Here is a 16,452-nt window from a genome sequence, read left to right on the forward strand (position 1 = left end):
TAATATATAACGTAATAAATTTTAATATTTAATATTTAATATTTAATATTTAATATCTATAAGCTTTTTCTGGGATTTCTCTCACATAAACAGTGAACGAAGCAACCTGTTCATTCGGTGCCAGTCCACTTAAGCTTGTTGACTGAAAACCATGTAATTCAAGTGGCTTCCAGGGTGTTTTTCGTGATTCAATCACAAATCCTTGCGCATCAAACCAGTTAAAGTGGTATTGCAATTTCAATGACTTTTTATAGGTGCTGTTAAGCTGTAGGTTTATTTCTAGTAAACCATTGGTTTTTCTTGATTTTACATCAATAATTTTTAGCTGTTGTGCTAATTTAGGGTTATGGACCTCTAAATGCTTCGAAAACTCATCACCTTGTGTCATCGCACTGGTGCCGATCCCCGAGGTTATTGGCGCAGCGCAACCCAGAAAAAATATTGAGCTGAACACCGTAATAGCTGAAATTCTTATAAAATAATGCATATTTTTATCCTTACAAATTTATAGTTTGATAACCGGTAAAGTTACCCAGAGCGGTAAAATTAATGAGCGTTGTTCTATTTTCTGATACGTCAATGTCAACGACCTGCTTTTTACCAGCATATGAAATCATCAATTTTTTCTGACCTACTGCAACATTATCCAACCTCATTATTTGTACATTATCAGGCAAACTTGACCAACTGCGAGTATCGGCTTTTTCTGAAGCAATATTATAAAGGCTGGCTAAAATATTACCGACATCGCCACCCGACTTGCTCAAATTCTGACGTATCTGCTCTTTGGCGACTAAACGTATCGCTTGTCTTGTTACCAAACCCGGTAATTTTTCTTTTAAGTCTTTGCTTGCTAAAGACTCTAGCCTGACAATTTCTTGCGAAAGGTAACTTTTTTCATCAATACTGATACTCAAAGGTATTAATGCCGATAAGCGCCCTCGATAAACAGGTAAAGCAAAAGTAAAAAATTTAAAATCTGAGCGAGTATTGAAGATAGGTAAATTTAAACTTGCTTCTTCTTTTGCACTAACAATTCCTTGTTCGAAAATAACGACTATTTGACCTGTGTTTGTTTTATTTTGTCCTTGATAGCGACCAAACCTTTGCTCAAAGCGCGCAAGCTCTTCATTCATATCTAGCTTATTGGCTAATCGTAAGACATCTTGTTGCAGAAAAGTATTGTTGGGATATATTTCTAACGCTCGCTTATAGTCAATATAGGCATCATCAAACTTTTTAGCTGTTTCATACAATAAACCCGAAAGATAAAAAGTATAAGCATTTTGAAAGCTGTTTTTTAGATCGCCAATCAGGTTATCCATTGATGGGAAGTTATCATATAATTTATTACTGTTGATGCCTTTTTCGGCCATTTCTTCTTCAGCTTTGTAGAGTTCAGCTTGATTGGTTTTTAATGCACGTTCTTGCACTAAATTAGCTCTGCGCACTTCAACCAAAGCGCCCTCTAAACTGCCTTGATATAAATAATTTAACGCTTGATAAGAATGCAACATACCTTGCTCGTATGAAGGTATTTCATAGCCAATGGCATTGTCATTAGTCACCACCGCACTGACTTTTTTCAAGCCACTGCTTATTTGTATTTTAGCTGCTTGTTCTTGATCCTGTACTTGTTGGTAGGCTAATTCAAAACTTTTTTGACTCGCCAGCCAATCATGAGAAAGAAACTGTAAGCGGGCTTTTTCTAGTTGGCTCAAGCCATAATTATTATGCTGGCGATTAACCGAGATAACTGATGTTGTCGCAACAACGAAATCACCTCTTAACTGAGCTGAACGAGATTCTTGCATCTGTTGACTGTAACCAAAAAACAAATCACTCATGCCTATAGATGTACAGCCAACAAGCGTCGCTACTGAAAACATAAGACAAAATTTTATTAATAACTGTTTACACATAAAATTTTCAAGTAACCCTAAATGATGAAGACATTATAACACTTTACTAGCTAAGCCTGCGCTTGATTCGCTAGATGTAAAATTAATACGAAACAGCCCAATAGGCAATACAATAATTGTGAGTAAATTGTAAGAATTTTGTAATGTTCTGAGAGTGTTAACCGTTAGCAAAGCTTAATTGCCCTATTATTGACATATTTGGTCAGTACTTTGCCCTAATACCGCCCCCGCTAACGCTCAATGCTTTGCTTTAATATCGGCTACTACTTACACAAAAGAGCAAGTGATGTTTACTTCTAAAAAAAACCGACAATTTATAGATTACCAAGACTCATACTATTACCGACAACAGAATAAAAAACGTCGAAATAAATGGTTAAAGTTATCACTACTAGTGTTTCTTATCCTATTGTCTTCTTTGGCTTTAGTGCGTTATGCGCAAAGTAGTGAAATGGCTTTGACTGAAGATACAGCCAATAACAATACGCTTATTTACGGTCCACAATTATTATTTGATCACCCAAATCCAGCAAGGCAAGTCAATTTACCCCTTGATATTCAAACCAATGTTGAGATTAATGGTTTAATTGCTTATGTAGAAATAAAACAAACCTTCGTTAATCCTCATGCAATTGCTCTAGAAGGAACCTATCAGTTTCCCTTACCTGAAGATGCCGCCATAAAACGGTTAATGATAAAGGTTGGCAATAATGAGATAGTTGGCGAGATAATGGCAAAAAAAACCGCTAAGGCTTTATATCAACAAACGAAAAGCCAGGGAAGAAAAGTAAGCTTACTCGAGCAACAACAACCTAATTTGTTTATCAATAAAATTGCTAATATTCCACCACAGGCAAGCGTTATTGTTACGCTAACTTTTATCATGCCAGTTTCTTTTTCACAGGGTAATTTTGATCTACGATTACCATTAGCAATGACTCAAAGGTATCAACCCAAATTATCCCAGCCATTATCTGAAAATCCACAAGTAGCAAAAGCTTCTGAGCTTACACAGCAACGAACAGTGTACTCTGCACATAAATCACCTGCACAGCTACACACATCAACCCTAAAAGCGCCTAGCCACTTACCTTCAATGGCCAGCAGTCAATCATCAATTAATATTTCCTTAAATTCAGGTATTGCGATTACTGCGATTACTAGTGCTAGCCATAAAATAGTAATGCGTGCGTTAACCCCCCATCAAAATGCTTACTTTATTACCTTGAGTCAGGCCGAAGTGAACGCTAATAAAACTTTTGTTCTAAGCTGGCAATTATTAGCCAGTGAGCAAGCTAAAATCAGCAGTTTTACTGAACAAGTAGCAGATGAATATTATACGTTGCTGACCTTTTTTCCACCAAAGACAGACCTTGCACAAGTGATCGCACGAGATATCATTTTTATCATTGATACCTCAGGCTCTATGCAAGGTTCAGCTATGGAACAAGCAAAAGCGAGTCTCTCGTTAGCCATATTACAACTTAACGATAAAGACAGTTTTAATATTATCGCTTTCAATGACACTACCGAATTACTCTTTACCAGCACCAAAATGGCTACAGGTCATCATATTAAAAAAGCGCAACAATTTATTAGTAACTTAATGGCCGATGGTGGCACTGAAATGTACCGCCCCTTGAGTAACGCTTTGCTGATGAAAAAAAGTGCTGTGCAAGCAGCACAGGCTATTCGCCAAATAGTTTTTATTACCGACGGCGCTGTCGCTAACGAATTTGAACTTATGCAGCAGCTTGAAAATGCCCAAGGTGATTTTCGTTTATACACCGTTGGCATAGGCGCTGCACCCAATGGTTACTTTATGAAGAAAGCCGCTCAATTTGGTAGGGGTCGTTATGTTTTTATTCAAAGCCAAAGTGATGTTCAACAAAAGATGAGCGATTTTATGACTAAAATAAGTCAACCCGCCATCACGAATATCGACTTAATTATTGACAGCCAAGTTCATCAACACCTCGAGGTTTATCCTAAAAGCATCCCTGATTTATATTTCGACGAGCCCTTGCAAATAGCGATAAAATCTCAATTTCCTATAACGAGTTTGCAATTAACGGGTGATACCGTCATTGCGCCTTGGTACCAAGAATTAATTATTGATAGCGAGCAATCATCAGCAGGTATTTCCTCTCTTTGGGCGCGTAGAAAAATAGAAAGCTTACTTGATAGCTTAGTCAGCGGAGCAGATAAAGCTAAGGTGAAGTTTCAGGTGATTACTACCTCACTCAAGCATCAAATCATATCGCCCTATACCAGCTTTATAGCCTTGGAGAAACAGCAAAAAGACGGATTATTACTCGTTAAGCATAGCGTTTTTCAAGCCCATGAAAGTTTAATGGTCGCTATGCCTAAAACAGCATTAGGGTGGAAATTACAATTTCTGCTTGGCATGGCACTCTTGTTATTGGTGACTATGAGTGAGGCTATTATATTGCGGGGGTATAATTGTATTAAATTAAGGGGGACACTTGAAAAAATTAATTAGAACATCCTTATTGATAATAGGCAGCTTGCTGTGTTTACAAGCCAGTTGGTTGCCTACTAAAGCCTGGTTATCTCAGCAATTAATCAATTATAGCTGGCATCAGACACTGACTTTACAGCAAAAGATAAAACCTTGGCCATGGGCTGATACCTACCCTATTGCCGAGCTTTCATTTAAACGCTTAGCAAAGTCTCTGGTGATACTTAATGGCGGCGACTCAACCACACTCGCTTTTTCAGCCGGGGCTATTACTCCTTTTAACCAGGTCAGCCGTGTCCAACCTTTTGTGGTTGCTGGACATAGAGATAGCCACTTTTCATTTTTAGAAGAGGTAGATATGAAGGATATTATTTCACTAACTGACCGATATGGTCAAAGCCAGCTTTATCAAGTTGAAGCGGTTAACATTGTTGACGCTTCAACAGGCCAAATGCCATTGCTAGCTGATGATTCATCATTAATATTAATCACTTGCTACCCTTTTAATGACTCGAGCAGTAATAGCAATGAAAGATATGTGATAACCGCAAAGTTGCTATAAGGGTATAAGTGGTTATGGGGTCATTAAGTCAATAACTCTATTATTACGGTATTTAACCTTATAAAATCTATTAAGAAGTACCACAGCTATTTACAGTTTACCCCGCTAACATTAATTACCTGAGGGTGTTGGTAAAATGATTATCTAAGCTATAGTCATATATATGATGGATGAAATTGTATAAAACTTATGAAAGGACTAAAGAAAAATTTAGTATTAGGCTTAAGGATGTTATTGGTGTTTTTCTGCGGCCAGGTATCGGCAACTAAGGTCAGCATACTCACTGAACATTTGTCTCCTTTTCAAATTGTCACGACCAATGCAATAGAAGGCTTGTCAACAGAAATAGTCGAAGCGACTTTAGCACAAGCTCAGTATGAATACGCCATCAGTGCCCACCCATGGGCGTTGTCTTATAGAAGAGCACAGCATGGAAAAAACACCTGTATATATTCACTTGCTCGTATCCCACAGCGTGAGTCTTTGTTTAAGTGGGTTGGACATATTGCTTCAAGTACCACCTCTTTTTATTCCCTTAGGAATAGTCAGATAATTATCTCTACTATCGAGGAAGCTAAAAAATATAATATTGCGGTGATACGTGACGATGTTGCTCACCATTTTTTATTATCAAAAAAATTTATTGAAAACCAAAACCTTTATGTGGTGGACAATTATGATTCCTTGTTAAAATTATTAGACCTATCTAGTCGCCATATTGATTTGGTTGTTCTCAATGATGATTTACTTAGAAATAGAGTAAATAATTTGGGAGAAACATCAAAATATAAAAATGTATTTCAGTTCAAGACGTTAATGCTAAACTTTCATTTCGCTTGCAGTTTAAATACAGAGCAAGTCATTATAGATAATCTTATCAATGCAATGAAGCTACTTGAAAAAAGTGGTGTGTTTTTAACTATTAGGAAGAGGTGGGGGAAAAACATGGTGAGTTTAATTAACTAAATACACACTCTCAGTAAAATTGATGCTTACCTGTGTGCTATTACCACTATTCTCGTAAAACATTTAATCGCCATTGAACAGATATTTTTACATAATAACAGAGCCATAATGAAAAAAAATAATAAAAATATGCTAATAAAATTTATTACATTGATGGCGTCAATAGGCAATCTTATCACTTTATAGATAAACACTCCAGATTGAAACAATTAATGTCACTCCATTTGGCCATATTGAGGACAATGGTAAGTCAACTGAAATGATGTTCTAAATAAGTAATAGAATTGCCGAAGTAGCTGGGGTTAACTATACCAATAGGATAATTCATTATGCTCTTACTATTATTCACCTCAAACAAGGCAAATCAGATTTTGTGCTACGTTTCAATAATGATCAGTATCCCAAGGTATCCATCCCATTAGTTTCAGTGATCACCATGCCGATTATTATACTGTCTAGGGCGGGAAGTCACTATCGAGGCCTAAAGGATTTCCATGGAAAAACAGTGGGGGTGGTGCAAGGCGGTGAATTCGATGTCAATTTTGATAATGACGCTGCTATTAATAAAGTTGAAGTCAATAATTATACACAATGCTAAAACTGTTAATCCGTGGTCGAATTGATGGCTGTATTGGTACCAGTGTTGGACTATATTACAACGCTAAGCAACTTGGCATAAAACCTAAAATATTGAATTCACCATTACAACTAAATTACAAAGACTTTGTACTTCATTTTTCTAAAAAGAAAATAAATATCCAGACCATGGAAATATTAAAAAAATCAGTAGAAAAGCTTCAAAGTAATGGTGAGATCCAGAAAATCGTCAATAAATACATCGGCGATTTCAAATAGCGGCTTTCATCTAGTAAGTAATTTTTGTTAACCGCTTAAAATCCATAGAGGCGTTAAATATTGTCGGTATTGAGTTTTTATATTTTAGAAAAAACTAATAGCCGATTATTGGCGGGCATTGGATAATCGTCAGTTAACTCAAGTCCTGCTGACGTTGCCAATAACAAGACTGCTTCAATATCGCGAATACCGCTATCCTTGTCTTTTTCTTTAAGCCACACATCGAAGTCTGCGTTACTCTCACTAGAGAACTGCCCTTGATAGTTAAAAGGTCCGTATATACAAATACTTGCTGAAGATGATAAGTTTTGCGCAAGCCCCTCAAAAAACTTAACCACTAATGGCCAGCTAATAATATGCAGTGTATTAGCAGTATATATGCCATCAAGGGGTGCATTTTGATTAAGCTTAGGCCAAGCGCTATTTAAATCAACGACAATAGGCCTTTTTACATTCAACCCCTTGCTTTCATCAAGCCACGCATTAATACCCTGGTGATTTATTAGCAAATCACTGGTTTGCCAGATTAGATGGGGTAGATTTGGACCAAAGAAGGTTGCGTGTTGCCCTGTTCCTGAGCCAATTTCAAGGACATGCTTAGCACTTGCAAACACTTTCGTTAAAACATTCAAAATAGGTGATTTATTGTTTTCACATGCTTGGGAAAAAGGTTTATTCATTATTTTTTCTTAAGTTGATTCATTGTTAGATAACGTTTTGAACGGTAACGCCTGCTTGCATTGCTGCTGGTACGTTAGCATATGCTGTTGCTCTTGATGACAAAAATTCTTAATTGCTGCCTTAAAAGCTGGGTGTTTTATCCAATGATAAGAGTAGGTTAATATTGGCTCAAAGCCCCGTTGAATTTTGTGTTCACCTTGAGTACCCGGGTTAAAAACTTGCAAGTTGTGTTCAATACAAAACTCGATACCTTGATAATAACAAAGCTCAAAATGTAAATTATTATAATGTTTAGTGCAGCCCCAATATCGTCCATATAAGTGAGTATCATCATAAAAAAAGAGTGCACAGGCGATATCTTCTTGCTGATGACTGGCGATGATCAATAAAATATTATCAGTCATACTAAGCACTATTTGCTTAAAAAAATCATAGCTTAAATGTGGTTGATGACCTCGTTTTAAATAAGTTAATTGGTAAGTTAGATAGAAAAAATCAAGTTCTTGTTGGCTAATTTCGCTATTTTTCAGCTGACGAATTTTAATCTCTTGTTGAATAATAGACTGCCTTTCTTTGCGAGTATTTTTTCTTTTGCGCGAAGTAAACGTACCTAGAAAGTCATCAAAGGTTTTATAATCACGATTAAACCAGTGAAATTGCACCGTATTACGTTGATAAATATCCGCGGGTAAAACTGTTTTTATTTCATCACAGTATAATATGTGCCAACTATTAATATTTTCTTGCTGGCAATGTTCAATTAGCGGTGCAAATAACTCATTTATTTGTAATTTTTCTGAAAGTAATTTATTACTGGTTACGGGTGTAAAGGGGATAGTTGCGACTAATTTAGGGTAATAATTGATCTTATTGCGTTGATAAGCCTCGGCCCAATCCCAATCAAAAACATACTCCCCCCAAGAGTGGCTTTTCAAGTACATCGGCATCACGCCTGTGAATTCACCGTTTTTTGATGTCACTAAATGATGAGCTTGCCAACCTTGTTTAACACTAACTGAGGCACTTTTTTCAAGCGCACTAAAAAACTCATAAGCAAGAAAAGGGCTAGGTGAATTATTTAAGGCCTGCCAATCAATAGCACTTATTTTGTCAATATGGTTAAGAAAATTAATTTTCATATCAGTATTCAATTGCGTTTTTCTCGCCAGCCAATGGCTGTTTATCTAGCAATAGTGACTTGGTTTTACTGTCAAAATAGCATTATTAAAGGATGTTACGTCAATGATAGCGCTATTTTTTATTGAAATGTATCACTAAGCCATATTTTTAAATTATCAGTGTTGGCAAAATAAAAAATAGCCAATAATAAAAAAGAGCCCTAAGGCTAAGTAACGTAAGCTGATATTTCGCTTAGATATAGAGAGTATCTAGTACTAGAGTTTATTTAACAGCACTTATACAATACATCTTTATAGTAAATAAAGGTTGAATTACCCGTGTCTGAGAAAGTGATTAACTTCGAGTTTGAAAAGCATAATAAAAACAGTATTCGATATCAAGAAGTACCTGAGAATGGAATGCCCCCCGTTTTAGGGTCTATCTATGTGCAGAAATGGTTTGCCGGTGACAATAAAAAAATTGAAATAACTATTAAAACAAAAGATTAAAAGATAAAACAACTAAAGCCCGATTCCTACTCTATCGCGCAATTAGGCGATGCCGTATTAAGGCCTCGTGCAGCTGAGTTGAAAGATTTAGGATGAGGAGTGCCAGCAATTAATAAAAGGCTGTTAGCCGAAGCCGGTGTTGTTGGCAATGCAACGCCGCAGTTCCATCACATTAGTGCCAAGGCATAGTGACATCAGGGTACGATATTATCACTGAAAAGGTATTGAACAACAAAAAGAACTAACCGGTTTTATTGGCCAGTTTTTTCAACAGAATTTAGACCATTTAAACGGCTTAACTTTTATTGATAAAGATGAGTCAACAACAGACTTAGTCATTAAAGATCAAAAATTTACTGGTGTAAACGTTAAGAACTAATAATGCGCTTTACTCACATTAACTTGACTATAAATAGTTGCTAGATAAATAAAAATAAAGCTTTATACTATTTATAATGATTAAATTTATAAAAATAATACCTTTACTTCTCCTTTACTTCTCCTTTACTCATTAAGTGCATTAGCACAATGGAGCGCAAAGCCAGATTTTTCGTTATTAGAAAAGGACAAAATAATTCTAACAGTAGCTATGGAAAATATTGGTTACTACCCATTTTACTATCCAGAAAATGGTGAAATAAAAGGTTTTTCGGTTGAAATACTTAATTATATTGAAGCGCATTCAAACTATGATTTTGAGTTTATTATTCTCCCTTTGCCAAGGGCGGTTCACTTGGTTGCAGAAGGCAGGATCGATTTAATACTGACCTTATTTAAAACACCGAAGCGCGAACAAATGTATCATTTTATTGAGCCTTCTTATGCTAATGAAATTAATCAATTATTCACTTTAAAAGATAATAATTTTGAGTTTGATGGAAAATTAAAACAACTAACACCCAACTCTGTCGGCACTATTAGAGAATATTCCTACGGCGAATATTTTGATGGTGTCAGCTACCTAAATAAATTGCCCGCATTAACAGAAGAAGTACTTTTAAAACTGTTGCTCGGCAAACAAATAGACATGTTAATCAGTAACCCATTAGTGTTTAATCAATTAATTTTAAAAGAAAAGGTTGGCGCCCAGGTTAAGGCGATAGAGCCACATATATCAATGACTCCTGTATATATGGCGCTAACCAAGAAGAGAAAAGACTCGCTAGCAATTAAAGCAACACTTGGCCAACTCACTGAGCAGTTAAAGGCGTCTCCTTACTATCAAGAATTACTCAATAAGTATCAGTTGAGTTTTAAATAATAGAGCTTAATCAACGGCGCTTGCGGGTTTTACTTACTAACACCATTATTTTCAGCAGATTAAACTAATATTATTCGTTTATAATTTGCTATTACTTAGTTAAAAATCCCACTATCATTCAATGATAGTCTCAATCATAATTACGGAGTCTACAATGTCTACAGATACCTATGTACCACCAAAGATATGGGAATGGAATAAAGAGTCTGGTGGTAAATTTGCCAGTATTAATCGCCCTATTGCAGGAGAAACGCATCAAGGCGACTTGCCCGTAGGTAAGCACCCTTTCCAGCTATACTCGCTGGCTACCCCTAACGGTGTCAAAATTACCATTTTATTAGAAGAGCTATTAGCGTTAAATATAGCTGAAGCCGAATACGATGCGCACTTGATTGATATAATGGCAGGCGATCAATTTAGCTCAGGCTTTGTTGATATCAATCCCAACTCTAAAATACCGGCTTTAGTTGATAATAGTGGCGATAATAAACTGCCAATTTTTGAATCTGGCGCGATACTCCTGCATTTGGCTGAGAAGTTTGCTGCCTTCATACCCAAAGAGCCGTTACTTAAAGCACAATGCTTATCATGGCTATTTTGGCAAGTGGGTAGTGGCCCTTATTTAGGCGGTGGGTTTGGTCATTTTTTTGCTTACGCACCCGAAAAATTTGAATATCCAATAGAACGTTTCACTATGGAAGTTAAACGACAACTCGATGTACTCGACCGTCATTTAGCCAATAATAAATATATGTGTGGCGAGCAATACACTATTGCAGATATCGCTATATGGCCATGGTATGGAGCATTAGTACAAAATAAAGTCTATGAAGCTGCAGAGTTTTTACAAACGCAATCCTATAAAAACTTATTGCGATGGACAGAAGAAGTTGGCAATCGAGCAGCTGTTAAGCGTGGTTTAATGGTCAATCGTACTTGGGGAGAGTTAGAAGAACAATTACATGAACGCCATGATGCCAGTGATTTTGAACTTAAAACTCAAGACAAGCTAGTCGATTCTCAATAATCAACTCGGGTCTTTAGCCTGATAATTGTGCTGCCAAAATTTTTTACCCGCAGGCTCATTGACTAATGAGCCATGACCACCTTTGGCAGTAACAGGGGAAAAAAGTTAAAAGACAAAAATATCATGACTCTCTGCTTATTCCTTAGCAGGAGTCTTGATTTATTATCGGATTTATTTAATGTAGATTCGAATATACTAGGTGTTTAATTCGTATTTATCGAAGTATTAAGGCTAACTTATACGCTGAGTTTAGCCTTAATAACTTATACTAACAAGCAGATAAACCGCATAAGAAAACGTTAAATTTAACATTAAAATTAATGTTTTCATTGGGGTAAACGGACACTGCAACTCAAAATTATATATAAGAAGTCAATAAATTATGATTCTGGCTTAATGATCTCGTTAGCCTGCGTACTTTTCTTTTTTATTAACCAGTACGTTACTCCAAGAGAAATAGTCACCAAAGCAAGACCAACAATTTGATCTGCAGAAACAAGTTTAAGATCTAACACAATAACTTTACGGGCAACTGCCATCAATGCTGTGGCAACAACCAATTCTACCGGGATAACGTTTGAGCCAAGGTACAAACGAATATTGATAAAGATTTCAACCGCGATTAACACCACCATAAAAGCGCCAAAAGTTTGTAAAATATCATCAATATCTAAAAGAAAATAAGGCGGCATCGATAGTTTCAAATAGAGTACATAAACCACATCAGCGATACTCCAATAGATCACTAATACCATTAACAAGGCCAGTATTCTTATCGCAAATCGAATCGAGCGATGCAGTACCTTTAACAATGGGTCTGAATGATTTTCAGGTAATTCTTCGTGTCTCATGGATCTTCCTATATGAAAAGCAGAGTAAATATATCGATATATCTATGTTCATAAAGCCATAACGTTATGATCATAGAAAATATCAATATTAAAAATACGGCTCGAAACTAGCAAATATTCGCTATCATAGCCTGCCCAAGGTCAATATAAGCGTTAACATCTTCATTCATTCCCTTGGTTTTAATATGATCAGCAAAACCAAGTCGCGCCGTCATAGCTAGCCAAAATATGGCACTAATTAAGCCAGCAATACGCCACAAATTAGTCTTAGCCCACTTAAGCGCCAACGTAATAGAGAGGACATAGATAACAAAACCCGCAAGTTTAGATGATGCCCAACCATTAACGAAAGGATACAAATTAAGCGGGTTAACGATCACCAAATAAATAAAAGTAACAGCAAATAACGTATATAAAATATGTGGTCCAATTTTTAACAGTTTGTTGTTAGCTTTTTCAGACCCTTTCATCATTAACACAAAGTTAATGAGAAAAAGAACAAAAGTAAGTGTAATTATGGTTATGTGTAGATGCTTAATTATCATGTACATGTGGTTGTTCCCTAGAAATTCATTATGTATTTTATACTTAGGCTGTCAGTATATCGTTTATTTACCTAAGCAACTGCTATCTTTTATATTATTTTAACAAGTTTAGCCAAGATAAGCTGAGCATATTCATTGCACAAGTTTCTCTGTTGATAAGTTTTTGTGTCATGCAAGCATTTAGTCAAGCTTACTGTGCTTTTTTTCTAGATAAGTTAGCGAGGCTTCTAAAGCTTCATAGCGCAATGAATAGATATTATCATTGGCGACTAAATCCAATACATTACACTTTTCGAGCTGTTGATGTGTTTGCTTATTTGGGCACAATAAAAAAACTTCACATTGACCATCTTGAGCATCTTTTACTGCGTTTTCTAGCGCAAGACCTACCGTTTCATCAATCATAGGGACATCCGTTAAATCGAGGATCATGACCTCAAAATCTGCAACACTGGTATGCTGACGAGAAATAGCTTTTGATACACTAAAAATCATCGGCCCTGATAAGTAAAAAAATAACACCTTACCATTCGCTTTATCGAGTAAGCCTCGTTCAAGCACAGTTAATGGCACATCATTGCCATCAGCATCACTAATTGCTTTAACCTTTCTGGCTTGCTCTCGACTTAAACGCTCAATAACAATGATATTAGAAATGAAGACACCAAGACCTACAGCGACAATTAAATCAACAAAAATAGTTAATAACATAACACCATACATAATGGCCATGCCTTGAACACTGACTTTATGAGCACGTTGAATAAAGCTCCAGTCAAGAATATTAAAACCTACATAAACGGCAATCCCCGCTAACACAGCCATGGGGATAGGCTCAGTTAGACCAGCAGCCACTAACACCACGAATGCAAGTACCAAGGCGCGAATGATACCTGACACAGGTGAGCGTGCACCCACTTGAATATTAGTCACGGTACCCATAGTTGCGCCAGCGCCCGGTAAAGCACCGAACAAGCCAGAGATCATATTAGCGATACCTTGTCCGCGTAACTCCTTGTCGGGATCATGTTCTTTTCGTGTTAGTGAATCACCAATCACAGCAGTTAATAAAGTATCAATGCAGCCAAGTGTGCCCAGAACCAAAGCATCTATTACCATAGTAGTAAAGATGTCGACGTTGAAATGAGGAATGACTAAAGAAGGTAAACCTGCCGGTATCTCACCAATTCTGCGGATGTCATCGCTGTTGAAAAAAATTAAAGAAAGTACAGTAACAACAACTAATGCAACCAGTTGAGCTGGAACATACTTGCGGTAATGCTTGGGTAAGTAAAATAAAATACCTAAAGTCAGTGCTCCTAAAAATAATTCACTGAACTTAATATTTGCGAGTATATTAGGCAGTGCTGATAAGCTTCCCGTAACGCCACCAGAAGGTGTCTGATGCCCTAACAACGGAGCTAACTGCAAGATAATTAAAATAACACCTATGCCTGACATAAAGCCAGAAATCACACTATAAGGCATTAGCGTAATATATTTTCCGAGCTTTAGTGTGCCAAGCAACATCTGAAATGCACCGGCCATCATTACAATAGTAAATGAAATTGCCATGCCTGTTTCTGGATACTTTGCCATCATGCTGGTTAATATGGCGGTCATAATAACGGTCATTGGACCGGTAGGCTCTGATATCAGACTAGATGAACCACCAAACAATGCAGCAAAAAAGCCAACCATTATCGCGCCCCAAAGCCCAGCTTCAGCGCCAGCTCCTGACGCAACACCAAAAGCGAGCGCTAAAGGCAAAGAAATAATTGCGGTAGTTACACCACCAAACATATCTCCTTTGAGATTGAACTCTTTAAAACGATTTCCAAACACAGCGCAAATCCTTACTAAAAAAGATGATCAGGCCAGATAACCTTTTATCTGACCCGTAAACAAAAAAAACATATAACCTAACGAATATCATTCAACTTGAGAGCGCATTCAAAATCATCCATTTGTTGAACAAGACTTACTCGGTCTTTATCGAAAAAATTAACATGACCCAATTTTCGTTGTGGTTTTACTGATTTGTTGTACCAATGCAATGTTGATAAAGCTGAAAGCGAAGTCATTGGTGGTTTTTCATTACCGATTAAATTAATCATACCCGCTTTGCCAAGCGACGCTGTGCTACCTAGCACTAAGCCAGCAACCGCTCTTATATGATTTTCAAATTGGCAGGTTATACTCCCTGCTTGTGTCCAATGTCCACTATTGTGAACACGAGGTGCTAATTCATTGATCATTAATTCACCATCAACGACAAAGCACTCCATCGCCAGAACACCAATATAGTCGAGGGCATTTAATACGCTTTCCATATACGTTTGAGCTTTAAATGCTAGCGTATTATTTTCATCTACAGCGGGTGCAATAGACTGCAGCAAAATACCATTTTTATGGGTATTCTCTGTTAAAGCATAGTGTTCGACATTGCCATTTTTTGAACGAACCGAGACGAGAGATATTTCGCGTTCGAACTTTATCCAAGCTTCAATAATATAATCTTCGATGTTTAAACGGTCAAAGTCTTCAATATCTGACAAGGTTTTTAGAACCCATTGATTTTTACCATCGTAGCCATCACTACAAGATTTAACCACCATAGGTAGCTGTATGACTTTCAATGCTTCACTAGCTGGCAACGAATAAGCAAAGGGTGAAGTCGGTATTGATAATTTTTCTAATAATTGCTTTTCTCGATAACGATGCTGACAGGCAGAAATTGCTTCAATGTTTGGCAAAACATCACAATATGCTTGCAGAGCTTTAAGCAATTCTATATCTACTTGTTCTTTTTCTACGGTAATTACATCAGGCTTTCCAAGGAGGTTATAGAGCTTATGAATATTTGGCTCTTCCTGCCAATTTTTAGTCAGTGTAACCACTCGACCTAAACCGTCAACACAATCAGTTACTTGCTGGAGATTATCATTAATAAAGCTGAATTTTATCCCTAGTGGCAGTCCTGCAAGTGCCAACATACGAGAAAGTTGTCCACAACCTACAATGGCTATGCGCATTATTCTACCTCCCATGAGACACTTTCACTTTGCTGTGAACGCCATATTTGTAGCTTGCCTTGCAGTACCGTATCATTAATGGCAAGGATTTGTGAGGCCATTAACCCCGCATTAAATGCGCCTGCTTCGCCAATACCTTGGGTGGCAACTGCAACGCCTTTAGGCATTTGTACGATAGATAATAGACTGTCCATTCCTTTGAGTGCTTTGCTCATTACCGGCACACCAATAACAGGTAACCAAGTTAATGCGGCAGCCATACCGGGTAAATGTGCGGCGCCACCAGCACCAGCTATAATCACGCTGTACTCTTTATCGGCATTCTCGGCAAAGTCATATAAACGTTTCGGGGTACGATGGGCTGAAACAACCATAGCTTTATACTCTATGCCCAGTGCTTCAAGAACTGTAACCGCATTTTTCATCACTGGCCAATCTGACTGTGATCCCATGATAATCGCAACTTTAATTTTTTTCATTGTAAATGGCCTTATTTTTAATGGTTAAGCGCTGGCTTAAGTTAAGCATCAATCAGCTAATTAAATATTCTGATAATATTATGACAAAAAAGATAAATAGATAAAAATTGATATTACTTATACTATAAATAGATAAAAATCTATTTACGGGGTGTAAT

General features: G+C 36.9%; 18 protein-coding genes. 9 read left to right on the plus strand and 9 right to left on the minus strand.

Going from position 1 to position 16,452, the window contains the following annotated elements; translation table 11 throughout:
- Positions 1–49 precede the first annotated feature (49 nt).
- Both H4J67_RS10310 and H4J67_RS10315 read right to left on the minus strand, forming a co-directional pair.
- On the minus strand, positions 50–487 hold the full coding sequence (locus tag H4J67_RS10310) for a YcfL family protein (RefSeq protein WP_182203657.1): 438 nt from the start codon (positions 485–487) through the stop codon (positions 50–52).
- 10 nt (positions 488–497) lie between these two features.
- Positions 498–1,889 (minus strand): COG3014 family protein, encoded by a 1,392-nt coding sequence (locus H4J67_RS10315; RefSeq protein WP_220471636.1) that lies wholly within the window; start codon positions 1,887–1,889, stop codon positions 498–500.
- Between the two features lie 319 nt (positions 1,890–2,208).
- On the opposite strand from H4J67_RS10315, the gene H4J67_RS10320 reads away from it, so the two are divergent.
- The 5 genes from H4J67_RS10320 to H4J67_RS10340 all read left to right on the plus strand — a co-directional run bounded on the left by H4J67_RS10320 (position 2,209) and on the right by H4J67_RS10340 (position 6,787).
- A complete protein-coding gene (locus H4J67_RS10320) occupies positions 2,209–4,425 on the plus strand; it encodes a marine proteobacterial sortase target protein (RefSeq protein ID WP_182203659.1) in 2,217 nt (738 codons plus the stop codon).
- Positions 4,409–4,966 carry a class GN sortase gene (locus tag H4J67_RS10325; RefSeq protein ID WP_182170291.1) on the plus strand — a complete coding sequence of 186 codons (558 nt, stop codon included), beginning with the start codon at positions 4,409–4,411 and terminating at the stop codon, positions 4,964–4,966. The genes H4J67_RS10320 and H4J67_RS10325 overlap by 17 nt, the downstream gene beginning before the upstream one ends.
- 234 nt (positions 4,967–5,200) lie before the next feature.
- The gene (locus H4J67_RS10330; protein ID WP_182203661.1) at positions 5,201–5,932 is read left to right on the plus strand and encodes a transporter substrate-binding domain-containing protein; all 732 of its coding nucleotides are present in this window, start codon (positions 5,201–5,203) and stop codon (positions 5,930–5,932) included.
- A 373-nt stretch (positions 5,933–6,305) separates the two neighbouring features.
- The gene (locus H4J67_RS10335; protein WP_182170287.1) at positions 6,306–6,530 is read left to right on the plus strand and encodes a hypothetical protein; all 225 of its coding nucleotides are present in this window, start codon (positions 6,306–6,308) and stop codon (positions 6,528–6,530) included.
- Complete coding sequence (locus H4J67_RS10340) at positions 6,524–6,787, plus strand: transporter substrate-binding domain-containing protein (RefSeq protein ID WP_182203663.1); 264 nt, start codon at positions 6,524–6,526, stop codon at positions 6,785–6,787. Before H4J67_RS10335 ends, H4J67_RS10340 begins: the two co-directional genes overlap by 7 nt.
- 77 nt (positions 6,788–6,864) lie before the next feature.
- On the opposite strand, the gene H4J67_RS10345 is transcribed toward H4J67_RS10340, so the two are convergent.
- Both H4J67_RS10345 and H4J67_RS10350 read right to left on the minus strand, forming a co-directional pair.
- On the minus strand, positions 6,865–7,467 hold the full coding sequence (locus H4J67_RS10345; RefSeq protein ID WP_182203664.1) for a DUF938 domain-containing protein: 603 nt from the start codon (positions 7,465–7,467) through the stop codon (positions 6,865–6,867).
- A 9-nt stretch (positions 7,468–7,476) separates the two neighbouring features.
- A complete protein-coding gene (locus tag H4J67_RS10350) occupies positions 7,477–8,607 on the minus strand; it encodes a GNAT family N-acetyltransferase (RefSeq protein WP_259368559.1) in 1,131 nt (376 codons plus the stop codon).
- A gap of 318 nt (positions 8,608–8,925) precedes the next feature.
- On the opposite strand from H4J67_RS10350, the gene H4J67_RS10355 reads away from it, so the two are divergent.
- The 4 genes from H4J67_RS10355 (at position 8,926) to yghU (ending at position 11,384) form a co-directional block, all read left to right on the plus strand.
- Complete coding sequence (locus H4J67_RS10355; protein ID WP_182203668.1) at positions 8,926–9,096, plus strand: hypothetical protein; 171 nt, start codon at positions 8,926–8,928, stop codon at positions 9,094–9,096.
- Between the two features lie 253 nt (positions 9,097–9,349).
- A complete protein-coding gene (locus tag H4J67_RS21225) occupies positions 9,350–9,475 on the plus strand; it encodes a hypothetical protein (RefSeq protein WP_404842789.1) in 126 nt (41 codons plus the stop codon).
- A 210-nt stretch (positions 9,476–9,685) separates the two neighbouring features.
- On the plus strand, positions 9,686–10,357 hold the full coding sequence (locus H4J67_RS10365) for an ABC transporter substrate-binding protein (RefSeq protein ID WP_182203669.1): 672 nt from the start codon (positions 9,686–9,688) through the stop codon (positions 10,355–10,357).
- 154 nt (positions 10,358–10,511) lie between these two features.
- Positions 10,512–11,384: a glutathione-dependent disulfide-bond oxidoreductase gene (gene yghU / locus H4J67_RS10370; protein ID WP_182170274.1), complete on the plus strand. Its 873-nt coding sequence runs from the start codon at positions 10,512–10,514 to the stop codon at positions 11,382–11,384.
- Positions 11,385–11,764: 380 nt separating this feature from the next.
- Here yghU and H4J67_RS10375 read toward each other — a convergent pair whose 3' ends face one another.
- The 5 genes from H4J67_RS10375 to purE all read right to left on the minus strand — a co-directional run bounded on the left by H4J67_RS10375 (position 11,765) and on the right by purE (position 16,294).
- The gene (locus H4J67_RS10375; protein ID WP_182170271.1) at positions 11,765–12,235 is read right to left on the minus strand and encodes a phosphate-starvation-inducible PsiE family protein; all 471 of its coding nucleotides are present in this window, start codon (positions 12,233–12,235) and stop codon (positions 11,765–11,767) included.
- A 107-nt stretch (positions 12,236–12,342) separates the two neighbouring features.
- Positions 12,343–12,786 carry a SirB2 family protein gene (locus H4J67_RS10380; RefSeq protein ID WP_182203671.1) on the minus strand — a complete coding sequence of 148 codons (444 nt, stop codon included), beginning with the start codon at positions 12,784–12,786 and terminating at the stop codon, positions 12,343–12,345.
- Positions 12,787–12,960: 174 nt separating this feature from the next.
- A complete protein-coding gene (locus tag H4J67_RS10385; RefSeq protein WP_220471638.1) occupies positions 12,961–14,583 on the minus strand; it encodes a SulP family inorganic anion transporter in 1,623 nt (540 codons plus the stop codon).
- 119 nt (positions 14,584–14,702) lie between these two features.
- Positions 14,703–15,815, minus strand: coding sequence for a 5-(carboxyamino)imidazole ribonucleotide synthase (locus H4J67_RS10390; RefSeq protein WP_182203674.1), 1,113 nt, complete (start codon positions 15,813–15,815; stop codon positions 14,703–14,705).
- Entirely contained in the window at positions 15,815–16,294 is a 480-nt protein-coding gene (gene purE / locus H4J67_RS10395) for a 5-(carboxyamino)imidazole ribonucleotide mutase (RefSeq protein WP_182170260.1), read from the minus strand. Before purE ends, H4J67_RS10390 begins: the two co-directional genes overlap by 1 nt.
- Between the last annotated feature and the right edge of the window lie 158 nt (positions 16,295–16,452).

The organism is Colwellia sp. BRX10-4 (assembly GCF_014077465.1).
In the GTDB taxonomy this organism is placed as follows: domain Bacteria; phylum Pseudomonadota; class Gammaproteobacteria; order Enterobacterales; family Alteromonadaceae; genus Colwellia_A.

Bases quoted from the DNA above. Each gene is read 5' to 3' on its own strand.
- purE (WP_182170260.1), bottom strand. From the start codon at position 16,294: ATGAAAAAAATTAAAGTTGCGATTATCATGGGATCACAGTCAGATTGG.
- H4J67_RS10385 (WP_220471638.1), bottom strand. From the start codon at position 14,583: ATGTTTGGTGGTGTAACTACCGCAATTATTTCTTTGCCTTTAGCGCTC.
- H4J67_RS10350 (WP_259368559.1), bottom strand. From the start codon at position 8,607: ATGAAAATTAATTTTCTTAACCATATTGACAAAATAAGTGCTATTGAT.
- H4J67_RS10380 (WP_182203671.1), bottom strand. From the start codon at position 12,786: ATGTACATGATAATTAAGCATCTACACATAACCATAATTACACTTACT.
- H4J67_RS10390 (WP_182203674.1), bottom strand. From the start codon at position 15,815: ATGCGCATAGCCATTGTAGGTTGTGGACAACTTTCTCGTATGTTGGCA.
- yghU (WP_182170274.1), top strand. From the start codon at position 10,512: ATGTCTACAGATACCTATGTACCACCAAAGATATGGGAATGGAATAAA.
- H4J67_RS10315 (WP_220471636.1), bottom strand. From the start codon at position 1,889: ATGTTTTCAGTAGCGACGCTTGTTGGCTGTACATCTATAGGCATGAGT.
- H4J67_RS10375 (WP_182170271.1), bottom strand. From the start codon at position 12,235: ATGAGACACGAAGAATTACCTGAAAATCATTCAGACCCATTGTTAAAG.
- H4J67_RS10365 (WP_182203669.1), top strand. From the start codon at position 9,686: ATGGAAAATATTGGTTACTACCCATTTTACTATCCAGAAAATGGTGAA.
- H4J67_RS10320 (WP_182203659.1), top strand. From the start codon at position 2,209: ATGTTTACTTCTAAAAAAAACCGACAATTTATAGATTACCAAGACTCA.
- H4J67_RS10310 (WP_182203657.1), bottom strand. From the start codon at position 487: ATGCATTATTTTATAAGAATTTCAGCTATTACGGTGTTCAGCTCAATA.
- H4J67_RS10340 (WP_182203663.1), top strand. From the start codon at position 6,524: ATGCTAAAACTGTTAATCCGTGGTCGAATTGATGGCTGTATTGGTACC.
- H4J67_RS10345 (WP_182203664.1), bottom strand. From the start codon at position 7,467: ATGAATAAACCTTTTTCCCAAGCATGTGAAAACAATAAATCACCTATT.